Below are 23,249 nucleotides of genomic sequence, written 5' to 3'. Positions count from 1 at the left end.
ACTACCCTCGCGGCCCGGGAATGCCGGTGCAGAGTGGGAACTTATCCTGTTGGCTGTACCACCAGGCAGCCTGACAGGGGGACTTCGTGGCGACGCGGATCGACGAACACCGGCGGACCGAGCTGCGCGAGTTCCTCATGAGCAGACGGGCCCGGATCACCCCGACCGAGGCGGGCCTGCCGGACGGCGGGGCCCGCCGCCGTACGCCGGGCCTGCGCCGTGAGGAGGTCGCCGTGCTCGCCGGGGTCGGGGTCTCCTGGTACCAGTGGCTGGAGCAGGGCCGCGACATCACGGTGTCCTCGCAGGTCCTGGACTCGGTGGGCCGCGTACTGAAGCTCAGCAGCGCCGAACGCCGGCACCTGTACGTCCTCGCCGGGCTCAATCCGCCCGCCCTGGAGGTCGCCCCGGCCGACCGGGGCATGTGCCAGGGCCTGAAGCGGCTGATCGACGCCTGGATGCCGTTCCCCGCGCACATCATGGACGCGTACTGGAACACGGTGATGTACAACGACGCGGCCGCGCTCGTCCTCGGGATGCGCCCGGAGATCGTGCAGAACTGCCTGATCGCCTTCTTCACCGACCCCATCTACCGAGCCCGCTCCCCGCACTGGGAAGAGGTCGCCTGCAATGTGGTGGCCCAGTTCCGGGCGGCCTGCTCGGAGCGTCCGAACGACGAGGGGTTCCGGGCGGTGGTCGAGGAGGCGCGGGAGCTCAGCCCCGAGTTCGCCGTGCTGTGGGAGCGCCGCGACGTCGAGCCGGGCGGCCAGCTGCAGAAGCAGTTGGAGCATCCGGCCGTCGGCACGCTGTACGTGGAGTCGACCCAGCTGCGCGTGCCTGCCCGCCCCGACCTGGCGATCGTGCTCCACACCCCGCTGCCGGGCACCGAGACGGCGGAGAAGCTGGAGTGGCTGACGTCGCCGGAGGGCCGGCGCGGGTCGATGTACCCCATCGCCGGCTGAGTCCGCTCCGGACGCCGTTCAGTTCAGCTCAGTTCGCGGTCACTTCGCCCGCTCGGCGGCGCTGCGCTCGACGCAGAACTCGTTGCCCTCGGGGTCCGCCAGGGTCACCCAGCCGGTGCCGTCGGCGTTGCGGTGATCGCCGAAGACGGTGGCACCGAGGGCGAGGATGCGCTCCACCTCCTCGTCGCGCGTCCGGTCCTGCGGCTGCAGGTCCATGTGGACGCGGTTCTTGATGGTCTTGGGGTCGGGCACGGTGACGAGCAGCAGGGCCATGCCGGGGGCCGTGACGAGCGCCTCGGGGTCACCCGGGAAGTCGTCGTCGGCGAGCGAGCCGTCCAGGGCGGCGGCCCAGAACTGACCCAGCGAGTAGGCGTCGGAGCAGTCGAATGTGATGTGTCGTATGAGGGAGGCCATGGGCGGCACTATCGGCGAGGCCCGCGGCCGCTGTCCACCGAATTCGGCGGGCGTCTGTGATGGAGTGGGGCCATGACCGACGACTTCGAGACGATCACGGTTCCGGACCACCTGTGCGGCTATCCGGGAGTGGCTTTCGGCGGCTACGTCGCGGGCGTGCTCGCCGGGCGGGCGACGGCGAAGGGCGTACGGGTGGACTTCAGGCGGCCAGTCCCGACCGGCGAGCCGGTACGGCTCGCCGAGACGGCCGGCGGGGGCGCCGAACTGACCTCCGGTGAGCTGCTGCTGGCCGCCGCCACACCTGCCGAGCTGGACACGGACGTACCGGACGCGCCCTCCTGGGCGCTGGCCTCGGCGGCCGCCGACGCCTACCGGGCGGCCCCGCCGGACGGATCGACCGACTGCTTCGGCTGCGGCCTGGACCGCACGCCGGCCACCGGACTGCGCCTGCACTGCGGCCCGGTACCGGGCGGCGCGATGGTAGCCACCGCCTGGACCCCGGCCGCCGGACTCGGCGGTCCGGACGGCCTGTTGCCGCCGGAGCTGGTGTGGGGCGCGCTGGACTGCCCGGGGAACGCGGCCGGACGCCTGCTCGGCGGCCGCCCGGCCGGCGCCGTCACGGCCTCGCTGTCCGCGCGGCTGCTGCGTCCGGTGCCGGTCGGCTCGGGCCTGGTCTCGTACTCCTGGATGCTCGGGTCCGAGGGCCGCAAGTACCGGGCGGGTACGGCCCTGGCCACGGCGACGGGCGACCTCTGCGCCTTCGCCGAGGCCCTGTGGGTGGAACCTAGGCCGACGCCTGCGCCGTGAAGGCGGCCCAGGCCGCCGGGGTGACGGTGAGGGCGGGGCGGGCGGTGTCCTTGGAGTCCCGGACGTGGACGGCGGAGGGGCAGGTGGCTACCTCGACGCACTCGCCGCCGTCGCCGCCGCTGTGGCTGCTCTTGTTCCAGGCCAGGGCTACTTCGACGCACTCGCCACCGGAGCCACCGCTGTAACTGCTCTTGAACCAGGCCAGTTCCATGCTCATCGCTCCCCTAGCAGCCGCTCGATCCGGCGCGCCGACTCCTTCGGGCTCAGCGCCACCCCTCGAATATTCGCATGGCGCTGGATCATCTCGCTGACCACTTCCCGGTTCGAGATCACCCAGCTCTGGCCCTGGCCTTCGACGTAGCCGAACATGCGGCGCTCCGGCGTCTCAGCGATCGTCATCGGGCCCTCCGAACCGAGAATCTCCTCACACTCCACAGGGATCAGCTGGATACGTGCATGCGGTAAACGCCCGCATTCCAGTAGGTGTTGGAGCTGCTCTCGCCAAGCAGTCTCCCCGCCAATCCGGCGATGCAGGAAGGTCTCCTCCAGCAGGAAACACAGCGCCGGGGGCGGATTGCGATGGAGCAACGCCTGGCGGCCGATGCGATCCTCCAGGCGGCGTTCGATCTCCGCGGGGTCGACCGGCGGCCAGTGGTCCTCGAAGACCCTGCGGGCGTACGTCGGCGTCTGGAGCAGGCCGTGCAGCACGTGCGTCGAGTACACCCACAGGCTCACCGCCTTCTTCTCGATCGGCGCGAAGTCGCGGAACTGCGGCGCGTACCGCCCCTCCTCCTCCAGGTACGGAAGCACCGCCTTCAGCAGCCCGTCACCGGCGAGCAGCTCATCGACCCGCTCGACCATCCCCGGATCCATCGCCCGGTCACCCCGCTCGAACGCCCCGATCGCCGACGACGAGAAGTTCGTCCGGCCGCCCAGTTCCTGCCGCGAGACCCCGCGCTTCTCGCGGAGCGTCCGCATCTGCGCGCCCAGGCCGCGGCGCAGCGGTGACGGGAGGGGTTCACTGGGGTTCACGGCCTCGGACACCGGCGTCACAGCCCTTCACAGATCGCCGTCTGTAACGGCGCGACTACTGTTCCAGGCTAGGGCCGAGCCACCACCCTGTGCCCCATGAACGAGGAAATCCCCGACTGGGTCCCCGAGGCCGGTTTCCAGCTCCGCCTCGCGGGCGTGCACTTCGACGCGCTGCGCATCCAGGGCCAGCTCGGCGAGGAGACCGCCAAGGAGCTGTGCCGGCTCACCGACCACGACGCCGGGCCGATCGTCTACGAGCTCAACGGCTTCCGCTGGATGTACTTCCTGCTCCCGCCCGGCACCGCGCGGGAGCACACCTGGCCCTCGCACACGCAGCGGTACACCTCGCGCACCCGCTACGCCACCGCCTACGTCGGCGTACCCGCGCTGCACGGGACCACCTGGCCGCTCGCGTGGCGGTCGGTGCCGACGCGGACGGCACCCTTCGTGGATCCGGGAACGCTGGAGAAGGCATTCGCTTGAACCTGTTCAAAAAAGGCCCTACAGTCATCCCTGTCAGCAGTATTGAACACGTTCAAGGGGGCTGAGGGCTATGGACCTCACCGTGGTCGCGTACGTCATCTACCTGCTCATCAGCATCGGGCTCACCGTCTGGGTCGCCCGTACGCTCAGCCGCAACGGCCGCGTCTTCATCGGCGACGTCCTCCAGGGGAACGAGAAGCTGGCCGACGCCGTCAACCAGCTCCTCGTGGTCGGGTTCTACCTCGTGAACATCGGCTTCGTGACCCTCTACCTGCGGTCGAAGGAGGACATAGTCGAGGCCCGCGACCTCTTCGAGGCGCTCTCGGTCAAGCTCGGCGTCGTCCTGCTGGTCCTCGGCGTCATGCACCTCGGCAACGTCTGGGTCCTCAACAAGATGCGCCGCCGGGGGATCATGGAGCGCCAGCAGACCCCGCCCGTCGCCCCGCAGGGGTGGACCGCTCCGGCAGGGGTCTGAACCATGGCCGCCTCGGGCTCGGGGGCAGTCCGCCACCTGACCGTCCTGTACGACGCGAACTGCCCGCTCTGCGTACACATCCGGCACTGGCTGCTCGCGCAGCGATGGCTGGTCCGGATCGCCCTGGTCCCCGCCGCGTCGTACGAGGCGCGGCGGCGGTTCCCTCAGCTCGAACACGCGTCGACGCTGAAGCAGATCACCGTCGTCGGGGATTCCGGGCAGGTGTGGACCGGGACGGACGCCTTCATCGTGTGCCTGTGGGCGCTGGCCGAGCACCGGCCGAAGGCCAACTGGCTCTCCACGCCCGCCGGACGGCCCTTCGCCCGGGCCGCCATGTACACGGCCTCCACGTGGCGGCAGGCGGTACGGACCGAGGGTCACCCGCAGGGGCCGGAGGAACCGGCCTGTGACGACCAGTGCTCCGTCCCCCGATAGGCTCGTGCACCGTGACTGATCAGAAGGCTCCCAAGAGCGAGCAGACCCGCACGCTCATCCTCGAAACCGCGCTCCGCCTCTTCCAGGAGCGCGGCTTCGACAAGACGACGATGCGGGGTATCGCGAAGGAGGCCGGTGTCTCGGTCGGCAACGCCTATTACTACTTCGAATCGAAGGAACATCTGGTCCAGGGGTTCTACGACCGGATCGGCGCCGCTCACCAGGCAGCGGTCCGGCCCATCCTGGACAGCGAGACCGATCTGCAGAAGCGGCTCGCCGGCGTGCTGACGAGCTGGATGGACATCGCGGCCCCGTATCACGAGTTCGCCTCCCAGTTCTTCAAGAACGCGGCGGACCCGGAAAGTCCGCTCAGCCCCTTCTCGCCGGAGTCGGAGGACGCCCGGCAGGCGGCCATCGACATCCACCGCGAGGTGCTGGCGGGGGCGAAGACCAAGGTGCCGGCCGAACTGGTCGACGTACTGCCTGAGCTGATGTGGCTCTCGCAGATGGGCCTGGTCCTGTACTGGGTCTTCGACCGTTCGCCGAACAGCGAGAAGACGCGGCGGCTCGCGGAGCGGGGCGCGCAGCTGACGACGCGGGGCATCGTGCTGGCCCGGTTCAAGGTGCTGCGGCCGCTGGTGCGCGAGGTGCACGAGCTGTTCGCGGACTTCCTGCCCGGCATGGCGCAGACGGCCACGGCGGGCGCCCGCAAGAAGGCCTCGGACCCGAAGAAGTCGTAGCCGGATCCGAGGCCGTGGCCGGGGCTAAAGCCAGTTGAGCTCCCACAGGCGCCACACGCCGGTCCCATCGGACAGGTACTGGGCGCCGGTGACGGCCTCGCGGGACATCACGTAGTCCTTCTTCTGCCAGATGGGCACCATCGGGACCTGCTGGGCGACCAGCTTCTGGAGCTCGCGGAAGTCGGCGGCCGCCTCACCCCGGTCCGAGTGGGACTGGGTGCGGGTGATCAGGCCGTCGACGGTCTTGTCGGAGAAGCCGTTGTTCATCGACGAGTCCGCGCCGACGAGCGGGGCGAGGAAGTTGTCCGCGTCCGGGAAGTCGGCGATCCAGCCGATGGTGTAGGCGTCGAACTCGCCCGCCGCGTAGCCCTTCTGGAAGTCGGTCCACTCCTCCACCGGCTTGATCTTCAGCTGGAAGAGGCCGGTCGACTCCAGCTGCCGCTTGATCTCGTCGGCCTCCGCGAGGTTCGCGCCGCGCGCGTTGACCCCGACGGTGAGGGAGACGGGGGCGGTGATCCCCGCGTCCTTGAACAGCTTCTTCGCCGCGGCGCCGTTGGGCGTCGGGTAGGAGTCGAAGAACGGCGTGCTGTGGGCGGCGATGCCCGCCGGAACCAGCGAGTACAGCGGGGTGACGGTGCCCGAGTAGATCTCGGTCGCCACCTTGGCGCGGTCGAGTACGGCGGCCACGGCCTGGCGGACGGCGAGCGGGGCGGCGGTGGAGCCGGGGCGCACGTTGAAGACCATGGAGCGGATCTCGCTGCCGCCGGAGGCCTGGTAGCGGGTGTCCTTCATGCCCGGGTTGAGGCCGGCGAGCACGGCCGGGGGCATCTCCCGGTGGGCGACGTCGATCCGGCGGTCGTTCCAGGCCTTGTTGAGCTCCGCGGAGTCCTTGAAGTACCGGATGGTGACGGGCGCGTGGGCGGGCTTGGCCTGGCCCTTGTACGAGGCGTTGGGCTTCAGGTCGATGCTCGTACCGGCCTTGTAGGCGCCGAGCGTGTACGGGCCGGAGCCGTCGACCTTGCCGTCCTCGCGCAGCGCCTTCGCCGGGTACTTGTCCTTGTCGACGATCGAGGCGGCACCTGTCGCGATCTTGAAGGGGAAGGTGGCGTCGCCGGCGGAGAGGTTGAAGGTGACGGTGCGGCCCTCCGCCTTGACCGACTCCAGGGTGTTGAAGAGGGGGGCCGGGCCCTGGTCGGAGTTGATGGCCTTGATGCGGTCGAAGGAGTGCTTGACGTCCTCGGCGGTGATCGCGCGGCCGCCCGCGAACTTCGCGTCGGGGCGGAGCTCGCACTGGTAGGTGGTGAGCTTCTGGCCGAGGAAGCCGCAGGAGGACGCGGCGTCCGGCACGGGGGTGTCCGAGCCGGACTTGATGGTCAGCAGCGACTGGTAGACGTTGCTAAACAGGGCCCAGGAGCCCGCGTCGTACGCCCCCGCGGGGTCGAGGGCGGAGACGACGTCGCTCGTCCCGACCCGGATGGACTTGCCGCCGCCCCCGGAGTCGGGCAGCAGTTGCCAGGTCCCCACGCCGGCCACGCCGAGAACCAGCCCGGCCACGATGATCTTCGAACGGACAGACCGCATTGCCCCTGAACCCCACCCCTGTACCGATGACAGCGACATGCTGTCCGGATACCGGACATCCCATCACGGAATTTCAGCCTCCGGAAGGCTGATTCTTTGCGGTTCATTGGGAGTTCGGGGCGGTCAGGCCTGATATGAGGCGAGTTCCACGACGGTGATGTCGGACGGCGCGCCCACCCGGACCGGAGGCCCCCAGGCGCCCGCTCCGCGGGACACGTAGAGCTGGGTGTCGCCGTAGCGTTCCAGACCGGCGACGGTCGGGTTGGCCAGCTCGGCAAGGTAGTTGCCCGGCCAGAGCTGGCCGCCGTGGGTGTGGCCGGAGAGCTGGAGGTCGACGCCGTGCCGGACCGCGTCGTGGATGACGACGGGCTGGTGGGCGAGGAGCACGGCGCTGCGGCTGCGGTCGCGGTCGCCGAGGGCCGCCCGGAAGTCGGGGCCGTGGCCCTCGCTCTCCCCCGCGATGTCGTTCACACCGGCGAGGTCGAAGTACGGGAGCGGGCGGCGGGCGTTCTCCAGCGGAATCAAGCCGAGTTCACGCACGTGGTCCACCCACTGCGCGGCGCCCGAGAAGTACTCGTGGTTCCCGGTCACGAAGTACGTGCCGTGGCGGGCGCTGAGCCGGCGCAGCGGCTCGGCGGCGGGCCCGAGGTCGTGGACGTTGCCGTCGACGAGGTCGCCGACGATGGCGATGAGGTCGGGCTGGGTGCGGTTGACGGTGTCGACGATGCGCTGGGTGTGGGCGCGGCCGAGGACCGGGCCGAGGTGGACGTCGCTGACGACGGCGATCCGGAAGCCGTGCGCGGCGCGCGGCAGCTTGGCCAGGGGCACCTGGACCCGCTTGACGCGCGGGCCGCGCAGCACTCCGTGGGCGCCGTTCGCCACGGTCCCGACGGCCACGGCGGCGGCCGCGCCGCCGATCGCCCGCGCGACGAACCTGCGGCGGTCCAGCAGAAGTCCGCCGGAATCGGCCGGGCCGGAGCCGGGATCCTGCGGAGCGGGTGCCGGGTCGCCGGGCCCGGGGCCGGGTCCGGGGCCCTGCGCCGCCGTCGAACGACCGGCGGGCTGAAGCCCCGCCGGAGACCGGGGCGCGGGGTTCGGGGCGGAGCCCCGGTCCTCCTCGGAGGGGATCCGGTGGGCCATACGGCGGAGCAGCAGCGCGCGGACCGGCTCGGCGACCAGCATCGTCAACGTCAGGTACAGGAGCACCGCGAGCCAGAGGAACCCCGGCCAGGCTACGGCCTGCTGGAGGCGGAAGGGAGCTCCGGCGCGGCCCGCGGTCAGCGCGGCCACGGAGAGGAGGGGCAGGGCGATGGCGAGGACCGTGCCGATGCGGCGGGACAGGGCGCCGGGGGCGGTGGTGTCGCGGACCAGACGGATCCAGAGCCACCGGTGGACGAGTACGAGCAGCGCGATGACGGCGAGGACGACCACCGCGACGAGGGCGATTTTCACGCGTTCGAGCCGTTACGTGATTCGCGCCGCAGGGCGCGGACCCCACGCAACCCGATCACTCCGACGGCCGTCCCCAGGAGAAAGGACGTCACCGCGAGCGTCAGGTGCACCCAGAAGAAAGCCGTGGGGTCGCCCGCCGCATCGAACGCCTGGCCACTGCTGTCCTTCCACAGGTTCCGGACGAAAGACACCCAGATGAACCAGCTCCACACTCCGAAGGCGAGCAGGAACCAGGAGGCGGTACGGCTGAGTCTCATGCCCCCAGTATCGGATTCGTCTCCGCGACGGACGCGCCGGGGTGGGCTGTCCCGGCGGTCGTTTCGCCGGATTGGCCGGTCAGCGACCGTATCCAGTCCATCGGGAGGTACTTTCACCTGCGTGTCTGTAAAGAAGACCGCGCTGACGGTCCTTTCCGCCGCGCTGCTGGTCCCCGTGATGTTCGTGGCCCCCGCGCACGCCGCGCCGACCCCGCCCGCGCAGCCGGCCGACGGGAAGGCGCAGCCGCCGATGACCCCGGACGCCAAGGCGGCGCCCGCGCCCCCCGCGGCGATGTCCACGGTCGGCGGAGCCCTGCTCGGCCAGCCGGGGACCCAGGTGAACCTGCTGCCCGGCGCGCCCGCCCTGCCCGCGAACCTCACGGGGCGGTCGTGGATCGTGGCCGACGCGGAGACCGGCGAGGTCCTGGCCTCGCACAACGCGCACTGGCGGCTCCCCCCGGCCTCCACCATGAAGATGCTCTTCGCAGACACGGTGCTGCCGGGCCTGCCCAAGGACCAGGTCCACAAGGTCACCGACAAGGACATGGAAGGCGTCGGGCCGGGCAGCAGCCTGGTCGGGGTCAAGGAAGACCTCGAGTACACCGTCCACGACCTGTGGCTCGGGGTGTTCCTGCGGTCGGGGAACGACGCCGTGCACGTGCTGTCGGCGATGAACGGCGGCATCGAGAAGACCGTCAAGGACATGCAGGCCCACGCCGAGGAACTGCAGGCCTTGGACACCCATGTGGTCTCCCCCGACGGGTACGACGCCCCGGAGCAGGTGTCGAGCGCGTACGACCTCACCCTCGTCGCCCGCTCCGGGCTGCAGAAGCAGGACTTCCGGGAGTACTGCGGCACGGTCGGGGCGAAGTTCCCCGGCAAGCAGGAGGCCGGGAAGCCCCGCGAGTACTTCGAGATCCAGAACACCAACCGGCTGATGACGGGCGCCGGCGGCATCTCCCCGTACAAGGGCATCGCCGGGGTGAAGAACGGCAACACCACGATGGCGGGCGCCACCTTCACCGGCGCCGCGCAGCAGGGCGCGCGCAAGCTGCTGGTCACGGTGATGAACCCGGGCGCGGGCGGGGCCAACTCGGTGTACGAGGAGACCGCCGCGCTCTTCGACTGGGGGTTCGCGGCGGCCGGGAAGGTCAAGCCGGTGGGTGAGCTGGTGCCGCCGAAGAGCGCGGACACCCGCCCGCACGGGTCGCCGGCCCAGTCCCACGAGAACAACGCGGCCGCCGGCGGCGGCTCGGGCGGCGGCATCGGCACCGCGCTCGGTGTCGCGGGCGGTGCGCTGGCGGTCCTGGCGGGCGGTGCCTTCGCGGTCAACCGCCGGTGGCCCCTGCGCGGCCGCCGGGGGCGGGACGAGGACTGGGTCTGAGCCCGGCGGATTGGATCTGAGCCCGGCGGACGAAGACCCCCGCGACGCGGGGGTCTTCTGGCGTTCCGCCTCGTCAGAACATGCGCTGGGTGGACCAGTTCGCGTGGCTGGACGGGTTGGTCAGGTCGAAGGTGGTGCCGGAGAGCCGGTGGTCCGCGCCGCGGACCCCGGTGTAGCGGCCGACCGGCCCGTGGTTCCAGCGGACGGTGAAGTAGATGTTCTCCCCGTCCACGGCGCCGCCGGCTTCGAGGGTCCCGACGGTGTTACCGGACGAGACGGTTCCGAAGAGGTTGCCGTCGGCGTCCTGCGTCAGGTTCATGTGCACGGTGGCATTGGTCTGGTAGAGGTCCCAGACCCCGCCGGCGTGGTAGGCGGGCGGCGTCCGCAGCTGCCGGACCGCACTGGGGGCGCCCCCGGTGGCGGTGGCGCTCGCGGGGGCGGCGAGACCGGCCCCGGCGAGGGACAGGAGCAGGGCGACGGCAGTCGCGGTGAGGAGCTTGCGCGGACGCGGTGAAGCGGACATGAGCCCTCCAGGGGCGGCCAGGACGATCGATCCCGTTGCATCGTGCACGGAACCTCGCGGCAGGCCTACCCAGCCCTCATGTGCCCGAGCCCAGGATTCACTCGAACGGGAAGCGCCCTGGGTCCTGCCGTCAAAGTAGCGCCGGTAGGGCCCGCGGCGTCCGGTGCCGTGCATCGCAAGGCGGAGGGGCGCCCGAGTACTGGACGTACTTGGGCGCCCCGACAACGCGGCGAGGTGCGGTGCTGGGCGTCGCGGGCCAGGCGGGACTTTGACGACAGGGCCTAGTCTTCTGAGTCGGGAATTCTGTTCAGATAGCTGGCGAGGCGTTCGAGGATCTCGTCTGCGGTCTTGGTCCAGACGTAGGGCTTGGGGTCGGTGTTCCAGGCGGCGATCCAGTCACGGATGTCCTTCTCGAGGGCCTGGACTGACTTGTGGACGCCTCGCCGTATCTGCTTGTTGGTGAGTTCGGCGAACCATCGCTCGACCAGGTTCAGCCAGGACGACCCGGTCGGGGTGAAGTGCAGGTGGAACCGGGGGTGGCCGAGCAGCCACTTCTTGATGTCCGGGGTCTTGTGGGTGGCGTAGTTGTCGCAGATCAGATGGACGTCCAGGCCTGCCGGCACTTCCTTGTCGAGCTTGACCAGGAACTTCTTGAACTCCTCGGCCCGATGGCGGCGGTGCAGGGAGCCGATCACCTTGCCGGTGGCCACGTTGAGTGCGGCGAACAGGGTGGTCGTGCCGGCCCGGACGTAGTCGTGCGTTGACCGCTCCGGGACCCCGGGCATCATCGGCAGCACCGGCTGGGACCGGTCCAGGGCCTGGATCTGCGACTTCTCGTCCACGCAGAACACCAGCGCCCGCTCGGGCGGGTCCAGATAGAGGCCGACGACATCGTGGACCTTGTCGACGAAGTACGGGTCGGTCGACAGCTTGAAGGTCTCCGAGCGGTGCGGCTGCAGGCCGAACGCCCGCCAGATCCGTGAGACCGAGGACTGGGACAGGCCCATTTCCTTCGCCATCGACCGCGTCGACCACTGCGTCGCGTTCTTCGGCTTGGACTCCAAGGTCCTGGTGACCACCGCGGCAACCTGCCCGTCCGTCACCGATCTGGGGCCGCCGGAACGCGGCATGTCTCCCAGGCCCGCGATCCGGTACTGCACGAAACGGGCCCGCCAACGGCCGACCGCCTGAGGCGTTGATCCGAGACGGACGGCCACGTCCTTGTTCGAGACACCCTCGGCGCAGGCCAGGATGATCCGGCACCGCAAAGCCCACGCCTGCGGCGTGGAACGACGCCGCACCCACCCCTCCAGTGCGACCCGTTCCTCGTCCGACAGCGTCAACTCGGCCTTCGGCCGCCCCATCCGCGCCATAGGCCAACCCTACACATCTGAACAGAACTCAAGACTCAGAACACTAGGCGCCGTGCCCGTCGCCGCCGTCCTCGTCGCCGCGGGTCGCCGTCCAGGACGAGACGTAGAGCAGCAGCTTCGCCGAGAAGTTGATCCACAGCAGCAGGGCGATCGGCACGCCGAAGGCCCCGTACATGCTCTTCGTCGCGACCTCCCGCATGTAGCCGCCGAGCAGGAGCTTCAGCAGCTCGAAGCCCGCCGCGCCGATGAGGGCCGCCTGGATCAGGCGGCCGCGCGGCGGTTCGACGCCCGGGAGCAGGGTCAGGAGGTAGAGCAGCAGCAGGAACGCGGCCGCGACGCCGACGAGGAAGACGCCCGCGCGCAGCAGCACGCCGCCCGCGCCCTCGCGCGGGATGTGCAGCCACTCGGCGGATTTCCCGACGGCGCTGGAGCCGATGATCGAGGCGGCGGCGGAGGCCAGGGCCGCGGCGCCGAGGCCGAGCAGCACCAGCCCGTCCTTGCCCTTGCGGACGATCGGGTTCCCCTCGTCCTCGTCGTCCTTCTCCCACACCGCGCGCAGGCAGTCCCGCATCGAACCCACCCAGCCGATGCCGGTGAAGAGCAGCAGGGCGCCGGCGACGAGACCGATCGTGGCCGCGTTGTCGACGAGCGTGTTGATGTCGAGCTGGTCGGAGATGCCGGGGACCTGTTCGGCGAGGTTTTTCTGGAGCCGGTCGAGCTGCTCCTGGCTGAGGAGGGCCGCGCCGACGGCGGCGGCCACGGCGATCAGCGGAAAGAGCGCGAGGAAGCTGATGAAGGTGATCGCCGCGGCGAGCCTGGTCCAGTGGACGCGGTCGAGCCGTTGGTAGGAACGCCAGGCGTGCGTCCGCATCAGGCGGGCCGCCAGCGGGCCGATCACCGGGAGTTTCGTCAGCCAGTCCATGAAGTCACCGTAATTGAACTGCCGGAAATAGCCTGGATTGTCCCGTTCTGGGGCTACGGTCGTCGACTGTGACTTTTCGCGATGTCCCCCGGGCGGTCCGTCCGTTCCACACCCTGGTCCTGCGCAGGCTCAGGTTCCGCACCCGCCAGGCCCTGCGGCCGCTCCGTCAGGAGCGGCGCACGGTCTCGTCCGTGGGTGAGCCGGGCTGCGCCGGGACCCCGGTCGGGCCCGTCCCGAAAGGGTATTCGCGCAGCTTGCGCCAGACCCCGTCCGAGCCCTGCTCGTAGAGCGCGAAGCCCTCGCAGACCCACGTCGCGGCGTACTCGGCGAGGCCCGTGAACGCCAGGTCCATCGCCTCCTCGGAGATCCCGTGGGCGACCGTGACGTGGGGGTGGTACGGGAAGGCCAGCTCACGGCTGAGCGGCCCGTCGGGGGCGCGGACCGTGTCCTGGAGGCGGGTGCAGCCCACGACACCCTCGACGATCTTGACGAAGACGACCGGCGAGAGGGGACGGAAGGTTCCCGTCCCGCCCAGCCGCATCGTGAAGCCGCGGAAGGCGGCCGCCACCTCGGACAGGTGGGCGCGGATCTCCGGCAGCCGGTCCGCCTCCACCTCGGTGGGCGGGACGAGGGTGACATGCGTGGGGATGCCGTGCGCGGCAACGTCCCCGAAGCCTGCGCGCAGCTCCTGGAGCTGGCTGCCGTACGGCTCCGGGACCGCGATCGAAACGCCGAGCGTTACGGTCCCCACGTATCTCTCCTCCGCTTGTCTGGATGGACGCTGCCGACCCAGTGTGCGGGCAGCACCCCCGGTATCGCCAGGGCCGTCTTTCGTTCGATCCCGAGTCAGTGCTTCGCGGGCAGGAAACCGAGGTGGTCGTACGCCTGTGCCAGGGTTTCGGCGGCGACGGCGCGGGCCTTCTCCGCGCCCTTGGCCAGGATGGAGTCCAGCGTCTCCGGGTCGTCCAGGTATTCCTGGGTGCGCTGCTTGAACGGTGTGACGAAATCGACCATCACGTCGGCCAGGTCGGTCTTCAGCGCGCCGTAGCCCTTGCCCTCGTACTTCTCCTCCAGGGCGGCGATCGTCTCGCCCGTGAGGGTGGAGTAGATCGTGAGCAGGTTGCTGACGCCGGGCTTCTTCTCGGAGTCGAAGCGGACCTCGGCCTCGGTGTCGGTGACCGCGCTCTTGATCTTCTTCGCGGTGACCTTGGGCTCGTCGAGGAGGTTGATCAGGCCCTTGGGGGACGACGCGGACTTCGACATCTTGATCGCAGGGTCCTGGAGGTCGTAGATCTTCGCGACCTCCTTGACGATGTGCGCGGCGGGGAGGGTGAAGGTCTGCCCGAAGCGCTGGTTGAAGCGCTCGGCCAGGTCGCGGGTCAGCTCGATGTGCTGGCGCTGGTCCTCGCCGACGGGGACCGCGTTCGCCTGGTAGAGCAGGATGTCGGCGACCTGGAGGATCGGGTACGTGAACAGTCCGACGGTGGCGTTGTTGACGCCGCCCTTGGCGGACTTGTCCTTGAACTGGGTCATCCGGCTGGCCTCGCCGAAGCCGGTGATGCAGTTCATGACCCAGCCGAGCTGCGCGTGCTCGGGCACGTGGCTCTGGATGAAGAGCGTGCAGCGCTCGGGGTCCAGGCCGGCGGCCAGCAGCTGCGCGGCGGAGAGGCGGGTGTTCGCGCGCAGATCCTTCGGATCCTGCGGCATGGTGATCGCGTGCAGGTCGACGACCATGTAGAACGCGTCGTGCGTCTCCTGCAGGGCGACGTACTGGCGGATGGCTCCGAGGTAGTTCCCGAGGTGGAACGAACCGGAGGTGGGCTGGATGCCGGAGAGCGCGCGAGGACGATCAGAAGCCATGGCTTCATTCTCTCAGGTGCGGGGGCGGGCTCGGGCCCTCCGCTGGCCGGAACCTTCCGGGTCGCGACCGGTCGCGCCGGTGCCGCGCACGGGTACCGGCCGGTAGCGGCCCGGCCGGATCTTGCCCCGGCCGAACGACCGATTTCCGCCGCCGCCCGAACCCGCGCCTCGAACGCCGGCGGGGCTGGGCGGTGCCGCTGCGCGGGGCTCTCCGGGCTCCGCCCGACTGCGCCTCGAACGCCGGCGGGGCCGGGCTGGGCTCCGCCCCGGACCCGGCGCCTTCGGCGCGGGTACGCCTTCGAACGCCGGGCTGGGCTGGATTGCCCTGCGGGCAATCCAGCCCAGGCTGGGCGCGGGGTTGCGCCGCGCGCACTTCCAAGCCGCTGCCGCGGCATATCCAGCCCTGCCGGGCACGATCCAGCCCCGCCGGCGTTTGAGGCGCGGGGGGCCGGGGCGGCGGCCCGGGCGGGGCCGTGGGGGTTACAGGGGGAGGCCCGGGGCCGGGAAGGCGGACATCAGGGCGGTGACCTCCGCGCGGACGGCGGCCAGCGCCACCTCGTCGGACTTGGCGGCGGCGTCGACCGAGCGCGAGATCCAGTCCGCCACCAGCGGCATGTGCAGGGCCCCGAGCCCCCGCGACGTCAGGGACGGGGTGCCGATCCGGATGCCCGACGGGTCGAACGGCTTGCGGGGGTCGAACGGCACCGTGTTGTAGTTCACCACGATCCCCGCCCGGTCCAGGGCCTTCGCCGCGACCTTGCCCGGGACGTCCTTGCCCGTCAGGTCGATCAGGATCAGGTGGTTGTCCGTACCGCCCGAGACGAGGTCGAAGCCCCGCTCCAGCAGCGCAGCCGCCAGCGCCTTCGCGTTGGCGACGACCGCGTGGGCGTACGAGACGAACGACGGCTGCGCCGCCTCGTGCAGCGCCACCGCGATACCGGCCGTCGTCTGGTTGTGCGGCCCGCCCTGGAGGCCCGGGAAGACGGCCTTGTCGATGGCCTTCGCGTGCTCCTCGCGGCACATCAGCATCGCGCCGCGCGGACCGCGCAGCGTCTTGTGCGTGGTCGTGGAGATCACGTCCACGTGCCCCGCCGGGGACGGGTGCGCCCCGCCCGCGATCAGGCCCGCGATGTGCGCCACGTCGGCGACGAGGACCGAGCCCGCCTCCTGCGCGATCGACGCGAACGCCGCGAAGTCGATCGTGCGCGGCAGCGCGGTGCCGCCGCAGAAGATCACCTTGGGGCGTTCCGCCAGGGCCAGGTCGCGCACCGCGTCGTAGTCGATGAGCCCGGTGTCCGCACGGACGCCGTACTGCACGCCCCGGAACCACGACCCCGTCGCCGAGACGCCCCAGCCGTGGGTCAGGTGCCCGCCCATCGGCAGCGCCATGCCCATCACCGTGTCGCCCGGCTTCGCGAAGGCGAGGTAGACGGCCAGGTTCGCCGGGGAGCCGGAGTACGGCTGGACGTTGGCGTGGTCCACGCCGAACAGGCCCTTGGCCCGCTCGACGGCGAGGGCCTCGACGCGGTCGATGTTCTGCTGGCCCTCGTAGTAGCGGCGGCCCGGGTAGCCCTCGCTGTACTTGTTCTGCAGCACCGTGCCGGAGGCTTCGAGCACGGCCGCGGACACGTAGTTCTCGCTGGGGATCAGACGCAGGGTCTGCGCCTGGAGCGTTTCCTCCGCCGCGACGAAGGACGCCAGTTCGGGGTCGGTCGCGGAAAGGGCGGGATGGCGGCTCGCGGACATGGCGGGCTCCTCCGGGGTCGATGTGATCGGTACCCCGCGAGGCCCAGGCGAGCGGCCCTGTATGCGGACGAGCGCGCACGGCTCCCCCGGAGTTGGTTCTCCGTACGCCAGTCGCCGTGCGTACCGGCCACCTTAGCGGGCGCGCCACAAGAAAGGTTTCTCCGTCCGCTGTGCGAGCGAGGATGGAAAGTGACGCCACCCTCGTCACCGGCCTGACGGACGATCGGAGACCCCGTGTCGACAACTGCTGATGCCATCCGCTCCGCCGAAGCGCACAGTGCGCACAACTACCACCCGCTGCCCGTGGTCGTCGCCACCGCGGAAGGCGCGTGGATGACCGACGTGGAGGGCCGCCGGTACCTCGACATGCTCGCCGGCTACTCGGCGCTCAACTTCGGGCACGGCAACCCCCGTCTGCTCGACGCCGCCCGCGCGCAGCTGGACCGGGTCACGCTGACCTCGCGCGCCTTCCACCACGACCGCTTCGCCGACTTCTGCACCGAGCTCGCCGCGCTGTGCGGCAAGGAGATGGTGCTGCCCATGAACACGGGCGCGGAGGCCGTGGAGACGGCCGTGAAGACCGCGCGCAAGTGGGGCTACGAGGTCAAGGGCGTGCCGGACGGGCACGCGAAGATCGTGGTCGCGGCGAACAACTTCCACGGCCGGACGACGACGATCGTCTCCTTCTCCACGGACCACGAGGCGCGCGACCACTACGGCCCGTACACCCCCGGCTTCGAGATCGTCCCGTACGGCGACCTGACCGCGCTGGAGTCGGCGGTCACCGCGCACACCGTCGCCGTCCTGCTGGAGCCGATCCAGGGCGAGGCGGGGGTGCTGGTGCCGCCCACCGGATACCTGAAGGGCGTACGGGAGCTGACGCGCGAGCGGAACGTCCTCTTCATGGCGGACGAGATCCAGTCGGGGCTGGGCCGGACCGGCAGGACCTTCGCGTGCGACCACGAGGGCGTCGTCCCCGACATGTACGTCCTCGGCAAGGCGCTCGGCGGCGGAGTGGTGCCGGTCTCGGCCGTCGTCGCCGACCGGGACGTGCTCGGGGTGTTCCGGCCGGGCGAGCACGGCTCCACCTTCGGCGGGAACCCGCTCGCGTGCGCCGTCGGCCTGGAGGTCGTGGCGATGCTCAGGACGGGCGAGTACCAGCAGCGCGCCACCGAGCTGGGCGACCACCTGCACCGGGAGCTGAACCTGCTGGTCGGCACGGGCGCGGTGACCGCCGTACGCGGGCGGGGGCTGTGGGCGGGCGTGGACATCGAGCCGTCGCGCGGGACCGGACGGGAGATCTCCGAGAAGCTGATGGAGCTGGGCGTCCTGGTGAAGGACACCCACGGGTCCACGATCCGGATCGCCCCGCCGCTGGTGATCAGCAAGGAGGACCTGGACTGGGGCCTGGACCAGCTCAGGTCCCTCCTCGCCTGACCCTTCGCTACAGGATCACGTGGGGCAGGAAGCGGGCGTACTCGTCCGTGACCGGCCCCGCCGATTCGCGGATGCCGAGCCCCGCCGCCTCGTCCTCGACGACCCACGCGCCGAGCACCACCCGGTTGCCGTCGAAGTCGGGCAGCGGGGCCAGGGCCTGGAAGCAGTACCGCTCCCCCTCCTCCGGCGTGAACGGCTCGCCGGTGCCGTCCGCCGGGTGGAGGGTGACCCCGGCGCCCTCGCGGCCCAGCAGCGGCTTGGCCACGTAGCCCCCGGCGCCGGGCTCCGCCAGCTCGCGCGGGCCGTCGAGGTAGGCGGGCAGCAGGTTCGGGTGCTCCGGGAAGAGCTCCCACAGGATCGCCAGCAGCGCCTTGTTGGACAGCAGCATCTTCCACAGCGGCTCGATCCAGCAGGTGGTGCCGGAGCCGCCGCCGTGGTCGTACGTGCCGAGGACCTGGGGGCCGAACTCGTCGGTGGCCAGCCACTCCCACGGGTAGAGCTTGAAGCAGGAGCGGATGAAGCGGAGCTTCTCGTCCACGAACCGGCCGGACAGGCTGTCCCAGCCGATCTGCTCCACGGACAGGGCCTGGGTGTCCAGGCCGGCCTGCTCCGCGGTCTCCTTGAGGTAGGCGACCGTCATCAGGTCCTCGCCGAGCTCGTCGGTCTCGGAGTGCGCGAAGTGCAGGGGGCCGGGCGGAAGCAGCTCGGCCTGCCGGCGCCAGGCGTCGACGAGGCGCTCGTGCAGGGAGTTCCACTGGTCGGCGCCCGGGAAGCGCGCCTCCATCCAGAACCACTGCGGACTGGCCGCCTCCACGAGGGAGGTGGGGGTGTCGGCGTTGTACTCCAGCATCTTGGCCGGGCTGCCGGTGCCGTCGTAGCGCAGGTCGAAACGGCCGTAGAGGGAGGGCTGTTCGGCGCGGCGGCGCCAGGACTCGGCGATCAGCGCGGCGAGCTCCGGGTCGGTGATGCCGAGGTCGGCGAAGCGGTCGTGCTCGACGATGTGCGCGGCCGCGGCCAGGCACATGGCGTGCAGTTCCTCGACGACGTCCTCCAGCGCCTCGACCTCGGGAAGGGAGAAGGAGTAGTAGGCGCTCTCGTCCCAGTAGGGGCGCAGGGAGTCGTCGGGGTACCGGGTGAGGGGGTAGATCAGCCCCTGCTCCTCGACGGTCTTCTGCCAGTCGGGGCGGGGCTCGATGGTGTGCCGCTCCACGGGTGCGCTCAGCCGCCGCTGGAGCCGGAGCTGCTGTGCCCGCCGATGCCGCCGCGGGTGACGGCGGACTTGTCGAAGCTGCCGCCGGAGACCTTGCCGTTGCGGACGGAACCGCCGTAGTAGTACGTGCCGCGGCTGCTGCTACTGCTGCCCTTGCAGTGCTTGTCGTCCAGCTTGTCCAGCGTGGTCCGGTCGACGCAGCGCCGGTCCGGCTCGTTGCTGTTGCCGCAGGCCACGAGCGTGGCCGCGAGCAGGCCCATGCCGCCGAGGACGACGGCGCCGGAGCGCATCCGGCGCTGGTTGGTACTACTACTGCTGCTGTCCATGTCTGCTGCTCCCCTGATGGCGTGCTCCCGACAGACTAGAGCGGCGGCCCGGGCCGATGGAATCCGGCCGCCGTGAGATCCGTGACCTAAAGTCAGTTCGTGCTCATTGGGATGATTTGCGCGCTGGGCGCGGCGGTCTGCTTCGGCACGGCGTCCGTTCTGCAGGCCATGGCGTCGCGAGCCGTGGAGCCGGGGACGGGGTCCGGAGTGGACCCGGCGCTGATGATGCGGGCGGTCCGGCAGTGGCGCTATCTGGCCGGTCTCGGCCTCGACGCGGTGGGCTTCGTGTTCCAGATCATCGCGCTGCGCCACATCCCGATCTACGTGGTGGGAGCCGCGCTGGCCGCGAGCCTGGCCGTGACGGCGGTGGTCGCGGCCCGGCTGATGCGGGTGCGGCTGTCCAGGACGGAGTGGGGCGCGGTGGGGGTGGTGTGCGCGGGGATGCTGATGCTGGGGCTGGCTTCCGGAGAGGAGGGCACGGGGGAGGGGTCGCTCGCGCTGAAGCTGGGGCTGCTGGCCGTGGCGGGGCTGGTGCTGCTGGTCGGCACGGTGGCGGGCCGGCTCCCGGACGGGCCGCGGGCGCTGGTGCTGGGTCTGGCCGCGGGGACGGGCTTCGGGGTGGTGGAGGTGGCGGTCCGGCTGATCGACGGCTTCTCGCCCGCCGAGCTGCGCAATCCCGCCCTGTACGCGCTGCTGTTGGGCGGGGGTGCGGCGTTCCTGCTGCTCACCTCGGCCCTCCAGCGCGGCTCGGTGACGGCGGCGACGGCCGGCCTGGTGCTCGGCGAGACGGTCGGCCCGGCGGTGGTGGGGGTGGTCTGGCTGGGCGACCGCCCCCGGGAGGGCCTGGCCTGGCTGGCGGTGACGGGCTTCGTGGTGGCGGTGACCGGAGCCCTTGCACTGGCCCGCTTCGGGGAGCCCCCGGAACCCGCGCCGGTGCCCGTACCCCCGGCCGCGTGACCCCGGCCGCGTGACCCCGCCGCACTGCGGGGCTCCGGTGCGGCGGCGCTACGGGAGGGCCGCCGAGAGGGCCGCCAGGGTCGGGGTCCACGCGCTGTCCGACGGGGTTCCGTAGCCGACGACCAGCGCGTCGCGCGGCGGGAGCACCGCCTGCGGGTGGCGGAAGCCGGACAGGCCGTCCAGGGCCAGGTCCTGCCAGGCCGCCGACTGGAGCACCGCGCGCTCCGTCCCCGCCGGGAGGTCGAGGACCGCGTGCAGGCCCGCCGCGATCCCGGAGACGCCGACCCGGCCGTCCACCGCCGCCACCAGTTCGTCCCGGCGGCGCCGGTAGCGCAGGCGCATGCCGCGCACGTGGCGGTCGTACGCCCCGGAGGTGATGAACTCCGCCAGGGTGAGCTGGTCCAGCGCGCTGGAGGTCCAGTCGCCCATGCCCTTGACCGCCAGGACCTCGTCCACCAGCCCCGGCGGGACCACCATCCAGCCCATGCGCAGCCCCGGGGCGAGGGACTTGCTGGCCGTGCCGAGGTACACCACCCGGTCCGGGTCCAGCCCTTGCAGGGCGCCGACCGGCTGGCGGTCGTAGCGGAACTCCCCGTCGTAGTCGTCCTCCAGGATCAGGCCGCCGGTGGTGCGGGCCCAGTCGACCGCCGCCGCCCGGCGGGCCGGGGTCAGGGCGGCCCCCGTCGGGAACTGGTGCGCCGGGGTCAGGAGCACCGCGCCCGGACCGGGGCCCAGTTCCCCCGTACGGGCCCCCTCCCCGTCCACGCCCAGCGGCGGCGTCCGCAGCCCGGCCCGCGTGAGCAGGTTCCGGTGGACGTCCAGGCCGTACCCCTCCACCGCCACCTCCCGTACCCGCCGCGCCCGCAGCACCCGTGCCAGCAGGGTGATCCCGTGCGCGAAGCCGGCGCACAGCACGATCCGGTCCGGGTCCGCGTACACCCCGCGCGCCCGCGCCAGGTATCCGGTCAGCGCCTCGCGCAGCTCGGGCCGGCCGCGGCCGTCGCTCCCGTACCCGAAGGCCTCGTTCGGGGCACCCGTCAGCGCCCGCCGGGCCGCCGACAGCCAGGCCGCCCGCGGGAAGGCGCTCACGTCCGGGGAGCCCGGCCGCAGGCTGTACGAGGGCCCCTGGCGCGCGGGACGCCGTACGCGGGCGGCCGCCGCGGCGGTCCGGCGCGGCCGGGCCCGTTCCGCGACCCGGGTGCCGGAGCCCTGGCGGGCCGTCAGCCAGCCCTCGGCGACGAGCTCGGCATAGGCCTCCGCGACGGTGTTCCTGGCGATGCCCAGGTCGCCGGCGAGCGAACGGGAGGACGGCAGCCGGGTCCCGGCGGCCAGCCGGCCGCTGCGCGCGGCCTCGCGCAGCGCCTCGACGAGCCCGGCCCGCAGCCCGCGTCCGGCGGAGAGTTCCAGATGCAGGTCGGCGCCGAAAGTGGCCCAGGATTCCGTCATGGATATGGACCATATCGGTGGGCCGTCCGCCGCCTACGGTTGATCACATGACGAACGCACACGAGCACACGCCCCGTATGAACATGGCGAAGGCCGCCCCCGAGGTCTACAAGGCGGTCCTGGCCCTGGAGATCGCCGCCAAGAAGGGCCTGGACCCGGCCCTGGTCGAGCTCGTCAAGATCCGGGCCTCGCAGCTCAACCACTGCGCCTTCTGCCTGGACATGCACTCCAAGGACGCGATCGCGGCCGGTGAGAGCGTCGAGCGGATCGTGCAGCTCACCGCCTGGGAGGAGTCGCGGCACTTCTACACCGAGAAGGAGCTCGCCGCGATCGAGTTCACCGAGGCGGTCACCGTCCTGACGGAAGGCTTCGTGCCCGACGAGGTGTACGAGAAGGCCGCGAAGCACTTCGAGGAGCGCGAGCTGGCCCAGCTGATCGCCGTCATCGCGACGATCAACGTCTGGAACCGCATCGGCGTCACCACCCGCATGGTGCCCGGGCACTACACGCCCGGCATGTACGCGAAGGGCTGATCAGACCGGCCGGAAGGACTGGACGACCGCCGTGAGGTGCGTGCGGATCAGCGGCTTGTCGCTGCTGGGGCCGGTGACCATGATCACCCACCGGCTGCGGTCGGCGGCGACGAGGAGCCGTTCGACCGCGTGGCTGGGCGGGGCGGTCGAGGCCGGATCGGCGTACTCGAAGACCAGCTCGCAGCCGGAACCGTCCACGGGATTCCGGGAGATCTCCCGGAATCCCGGTTTCGCGCCCAGCTGCTTCGTGGAGTCGGCGAGGACCTCGCAGGCCGTCATGGTGTCCTCGGTGGCCCGGAAGATCTGGAGCAGCGCGCTTTGGTCGCCCGACCGGTACACCGAGCCGACGCTCGGGTCGCTGCGGTCGGCCGACCAGCCCGTGGGAACCGCGGCCGTGAAGCCGGCCGCCGTTTCGCGCACCCACGCGTACCCGGACGGCACGGTGGCCGAGGTCGAGGTCGAGGTCGCGGTGGGGGCCGGGCCGGAGGTGGCGGTCGGGGTCGCGGAGCCGGAGGCACCCGGGCCGCCCTGACCGGAGCCGGGGCCCTTGTGGCCCAGGTACAGCCACCCGGCCACGGCCGTCGCGCCCACCAGGGCCACGCCGAGGGTCACCACCGCCAGGGTCCGGCGGCGCCGCGCGGGCGGCGCCGCCGCCGGACCCTGCGGGGGCCACCCCGGCGCCGGCGGGGGCCCCGGCGGGTACGCGGGCGGGGCCGACGGCCACGGTGCCGGGGCGGGGCCCGAGGCCGGACTCGGGGTTCGGCCCGGGGCCGGGCCCGGCTCGGTCCGCTCCGCCGGCGCGGTCCGCTCGGTCGGCTCGGCCCGTTCCGCCGGCTCGGTCCGCTCCCACCGCTGCGACCGCGGATTCCAGCGGACGCCGCCCTCCCCCGTGGCCAC

General features: G+C 71.5%; 26 protein-coding genes and 1 riboswitch. Of the genes, 10 read left to right on the top strand and 16 right to left on the bottom strand.

The genetic code is table 11. The features are described 5' to 3' along the window. Positions 1 to 137: 137 nt before the first annotated feature. On the top strand, positions 138 to 959 hold the full coding sequence (locus tag OG737_RS18655) for a helix-turn-helix transcriptional regulator (RefSeq protein WP_405681376.1): 822 nt from the start codon (positions 138 to 140) through the stop codon (positions 957 to 959). Between the two features lie 39 nt (positions 960 to 998). Here the strand turns inward: OG737_RS18655 and OG737_RS18650 are convergent, their stop codons facing one another. Next, positions 999 to 1,373 carry a VOC family protein gene (locus tag OG737_RS18650; RefSeq protein ID WP_405678889.1) on the bottom strand — a complete coding sequence of 125 codons (375 nt, stop codon included), beginning with the start codon at positions 1,371 to 1,373 and terminating at the stop codon, positions 999 to 1,001. A gap of 72 nt (positions 1,374 to 1,445) precedes the next feature. On the opposite strand from OG737_RS18650, the gene OG737_RS18645 reads away from it, so the two are divergent. Next, positions 1,446 to 2,180, top strand: a complete 735-nt coding sequence (locus OG737_RS18645) for a hotdog fold domain-containing protein (RefSeq protein ID WP_328927259.1) — start codon at positions 1,446 to 1,448, stop codon at positions 2,178 to 2,180. Here the strand turns inward: OG737_RS18645 and OG737_RS18640 are convergent. Further along, complete coding sequence (locus tag OG737_RS18640) at positions 2,158 to 2,397, bottom strand: DUF397 domain-containing protein (RefSeq protein WP_405678891.1); 240 nt, start codon at positions 2,395 to 2,397, stop codon at positions 2,158 to 2,160. The genes OG737_RS18645 and OG737_RS18640 overlap by 23 nt on opposite strands. After that, positions 2,394 to 3,224 carry a helix-turn-helix domain-containing protein gene (locus OG737_RS18635; RefSeq protein ID WP_405678893.1) on the bottom strand — a complete coding sequence of 277 codons (831 nt, stop codon included), beginning with the start codon at positions 3,222 to 3,224 and terminating at the stop codon, positions 2,394 to 2,396. Before OG737_RS18635 ends, OG737_RS18640 begins: the two co-directional genes overlap by 4 nt. An 84-nt stretch (positions 3,225 to 3,308) precedes the next feature. Between OG737_RS18635 and OG737_RS18630 the strand changes: the two genes are divergently transcribed. The 4 genes from OG737_RS18630 (at position 3,309) to OG737_RS18615 (ending at position 5,345) form a co-directional block, all read left to right on the top strand. Next, complete coding sequence (locus OG737_RS18630) at positions 3,309 to 3,695, top strand: hypothetical protein (RefSeq protein WP_405678895.1); 387 nt, start codon at positions 3,309 to 3,311, stop codon at positions 3,693 to 3,695. Positions 3,696 to 3,765: 70 nt separating this feature from the next. After that, the gene (locus OG737_RS18625) at positions 3,766 to 4,170 is read left to right on the top strand and encodes a hypothetical protein (protein ID WP_405921768.1); all 405 of its coding nucleotides are present in this window, start codon (positions 3,766 to 3,768) and stop codon (positions 4,168 to 4,170) included. A gap of 3 nt (positions 4,171 to 4,173) precedes the next feature. Further along, positions 4,174 to 4,605 (top strand): thiol-disulfide oxidoreductase DCC family protein, encoded by a 432-nt coding sequence (locus tag OG737_RS18620; RefSeq protein WP_405678899.1) that lies wholly within the window; start codon positions 4,174 to 4,176, stop codon positions 4,603 to 4,605. 11 nt (positions 4,606 to 4,616) lie between these two features. Continuing rightward, on the top strand, positions 4,617 to 5,345 hold the full coding sequence (locus tag OG737_RS18615) for a TetR family transcriptional regulator (RefSeq protein ID WP_328927253.1): 729 nt from the start codon (positions 4,617 to 4,619) through the stop codon (positions 5,343 to 5,345). A 24-nt stretch (positions 5,346 to 5,369) separates the two neighbouring features. Here the strand turns inward: OG737_RS18615 and OG737_RS18610 are convergent, their stop codons facing one another. The 3 genes from OG737_RS18610 to OG737_RS18600 all read right to left on the bottom strand — a co-directional run bounded on the left by OG737_RS18610 (position 5,370) and on the right by OG737_RS18600 (position 8,635). Continuing rightward, on the bottom strand, positions 5,370 to 6,926 hold the full coding sequence (locus OG737_RS18610; protein WP_405678901.1) for an ABC transporter substrate-binding protein: 1,557 nt from the start codon (positions 6,924 to 6,926) through the stop codon (positions 5,370 to 5,372). Between the two features lie 123 nt (positions 6,927 to 7,049). Further along, a complete protein-coding gene (locus tag OG737_RS18605; RefSeq protein ID WP_328927251.1) occupies positions 7,050 to 8,378 on the bottom strand; it encodes a metallophosphoesterase in 1,329 nt (442 codons plus the stop codon). Continuing rightward, the gene (locus OG737_RS18600) at positions 8,375 to 8,635 is read right to left on the bottom strand and encodes an SCO4848 family membrane protein (RefSeq protein WP_328927250.1); all 261 of its coding nucleotides are present in this window, start codon (positions 8,633 to 8,635) and stop codon (positions 8,375 to 8,377) included. Before OG737_RS18600 ends, OG737_RS18605 begins: the two co-directional genes overlap by 4 nt. Positions 8,636 to 8,756: 121 nt before the next feature. Here OG737_RS18600 and OG737_RS18595 point away from each other — a divergent pair, with 121 nt between their 5' ends. Further along, positions 8,757 to 10,019, top strand: coding sequence for a D-alanyl-D-alanine carboxypeptidase family protein (locus OG737_RS18595; RefSeq protein WP_405678904.1), 1,263 nt, complete (start codon positions 8,757 to 8,759; stop codon positions 10,017 to 10,019). Positions 10,020 to 10,092: 73 nt separating this feature from the next. Here the strand turns inward: OG737_RS18595 and OG737_RS18590 are convergent, their stop codons facing one another. The 6 genes from OG737_RS18590 to glyA form a co-directional block, all read right to left on the bottom strand. Further along, positions 10,093 to 10,542, bottom strand: a complete 450-nt coding sequence (locus OG737_RS18590) for a hypothetical protein (protein WP_328927248.1) — start codon at positions 10,540 to 10,542, stop codon at positions 10,093 to 10,095. A gap of 281 nt (positions 10,543 to 10,823) precedes the next feature. Then, positions 10,824 to 11,906 (bottom strand): IS630 family transposase, encoded by a 1,083-nt coding sequence (locus OG737_RS18585; RefSeq protein WP_405922432.1) that lies wholly within the window; start codon positions 11,904 to 11,906, stop codon positions 10,824 to 10,826. A gap of 52 nt (positions 11,907 to 11,958) precedes the next feature. Continuing rightward, on the bottom strand, positions 11,959 to 12,837 hold the full coding sequence (locus tag OG737_RS18580) for a YhjD/YihY/BrkB family envelope integrity protein (protein WP_328927247.1): 879 nt from the start codon (positions 12,835 to 12,837) through the stop codon (positions 11,959 to 11,961). Positions 12,838 to 13,003: 166 nt separating this feature from the next. Then, positions 13,004 to 13,588, bottom strand: coding sequence for a 2'-5' RNA ligase family protein (locus OG737_RS18575; protein WP_328927246.1), 585 nt, complete (start codon positions 13,586 to 13,588; stop codon positions 13,004 to 13,006). Positions 13,589 to 13,683: 95 nt separating this feature from the next. Next, on the bottom strand, positions 13,684 to 14,697 hold the full coding sequence (trpS, locus tag OG737_RS18570) for a tryptophan--tRNA ligase (RefSeq protein WP_328927245.1): 1,014 nt from the start codon (positions 14,695 to 14,697) through the stop codon (positions 13,684 to 13,686). A gap of 480 nt (positions 14,698 to 15,177) precedes the next feature. After that, positions 15,178 to 16,443, bottom strand: a complete 1,266-nt coding sequence (glyA, locus tag OG737_RS18565) for a serine hydroxymethyltransferase (protein ID WP_328927244.1) — start codon at positions 16,441 to 16,443, stop codon at positions 15,178 to 15,180. Positions 16,444 to 16,477: 34 nt separating this feature from the next. Then, a riboswitch (ZMP/ZTP riboswitch) is annotated at positions 16,478 to 16,568 on the bottom strand. Between the two features lie 109 nt (positions 16,569 to 16,677). Between glyA and rocD the strand changes: the two genes are divergently transcribed. Continuing rightward, a complete protein-coding gene (rocD, locus tag OG737_RS18560; protein WP_328927243.1) occupies positions 16,678 to 17,880 on the top strand; it encodes an ornithine--oxo-acid transaminase in 1,203 nt (400 codons plus the stop codon). Positions 17,881 to 17,887: 7 nt separating this feature from the next. Here rocD and OG737_RS18555 read toward each other — a convergent pair whose 3' ends face one another. Both OG737_RS18555 and OG737_RS18550 read right to left on the bottom strand, forming a co-directional pair. Continuing rightward, positions 17,888 to 19,090 carry a glutathionylspermidine synthase family protein gene (locus tag OG737_RS18555; protein ID WP_328927242.1) on the bottom strand — a complete coding sequence of 401 codons (1,203 nt, stop codon included), beginning with the start codon at positions 19,088 to 19,090 and terminating at the stop codon, positions 17,888 to 17,890. Between the two features lie 8 nt (positions 19,091 to 19,098). Next, positions 19,099 to 19,416 (bottom strand): hypothetical protein, encoded by a 318-nt coding sequence (locus OG737_RS18550; RefSeq protein ID WP_328927241.1) that lies wholly within the window; start codon positions 19,414 to 19,416, stop codon positions 19,099 to 19,101. 111 nt (positions 19,417 to 19,527) lie between these two features. Between OG737_RS18550 and OG737_RS18545 the strand changes: the two genes are divergently transcribed. Beyond that, positions 19,528 to 20,373 carry a DMT family transporter gene (locus OG737_RS18545; protein WP_328930383.1) on the top strand — a complete coding sequence of 282 codons (846 nt, stop codon included), beginning with the start codon at positions 19,528 to 19,530 and terminating at the stop codon, positions 20,371 to 20,373. A 48-nt stretch (positions 20,374 to 20,421) separates the two neighbouring features. Here the strand turns inward: OG737_RS18545 and OG737_RS18540 are convergent, their stop codons facing one another. Next, on the bottom strand, positions 20,422 to 21,819 hold the full coding sequence (locus OG737_RS18540; RefSeq protein ID WP_328927240.1) for a PLP-dependent aminotransferase family protein: 1,398 nt from the start codon (positions 21,817 to 21,819) through the stop codon (positions 20,422 to 20,424). Positions 21,820 to 21,866: 47 nt separating this feature from the next. Between OG737_RS18540 and OG737_RS18535 the strand changes: the two genes are divergently transcribed. Further along, the gene (locus tag OG737_RS18535; RefSeq protein WP_328927239.1) at positions 21,867 to 22,352 is read left to right on the top strand and encodes a carboxymuconolactone decarboxylase family protein; all 486 of its coding nucleotides are present in this window, start codon (positions 21,867 to 21,869) and stop codon (positions 22,350 to 22,352) included. On the opposite strand, the gene OG737_RS18530 is transcribed toward OG737_RS18535, so the two are convergent. Next, positions 22,353 to 23,249, bottom strand: a complete 897-nt coding sequence (locus tag OG737_RS18530; protein WP_328927238.1) for a hypothetical protein — start codon at positions 23,247 to 23,249, stop codon at positions 22,353 to 22,355.

Origin of the sequence: Streptomyces sp. NBC_00122 (assembly GCF_045160845.1) — a bacterium.
Classification (GTDB): Bacteria; Actinomycetota; Actinomycetes; order Streptomycetales; family Streptomycetaceae; genus Streptomyces.
Note: the sequence above shows the minus strand (reverse complement) of the source record. Positions and strands in the feature narration are given on the sequence as shown.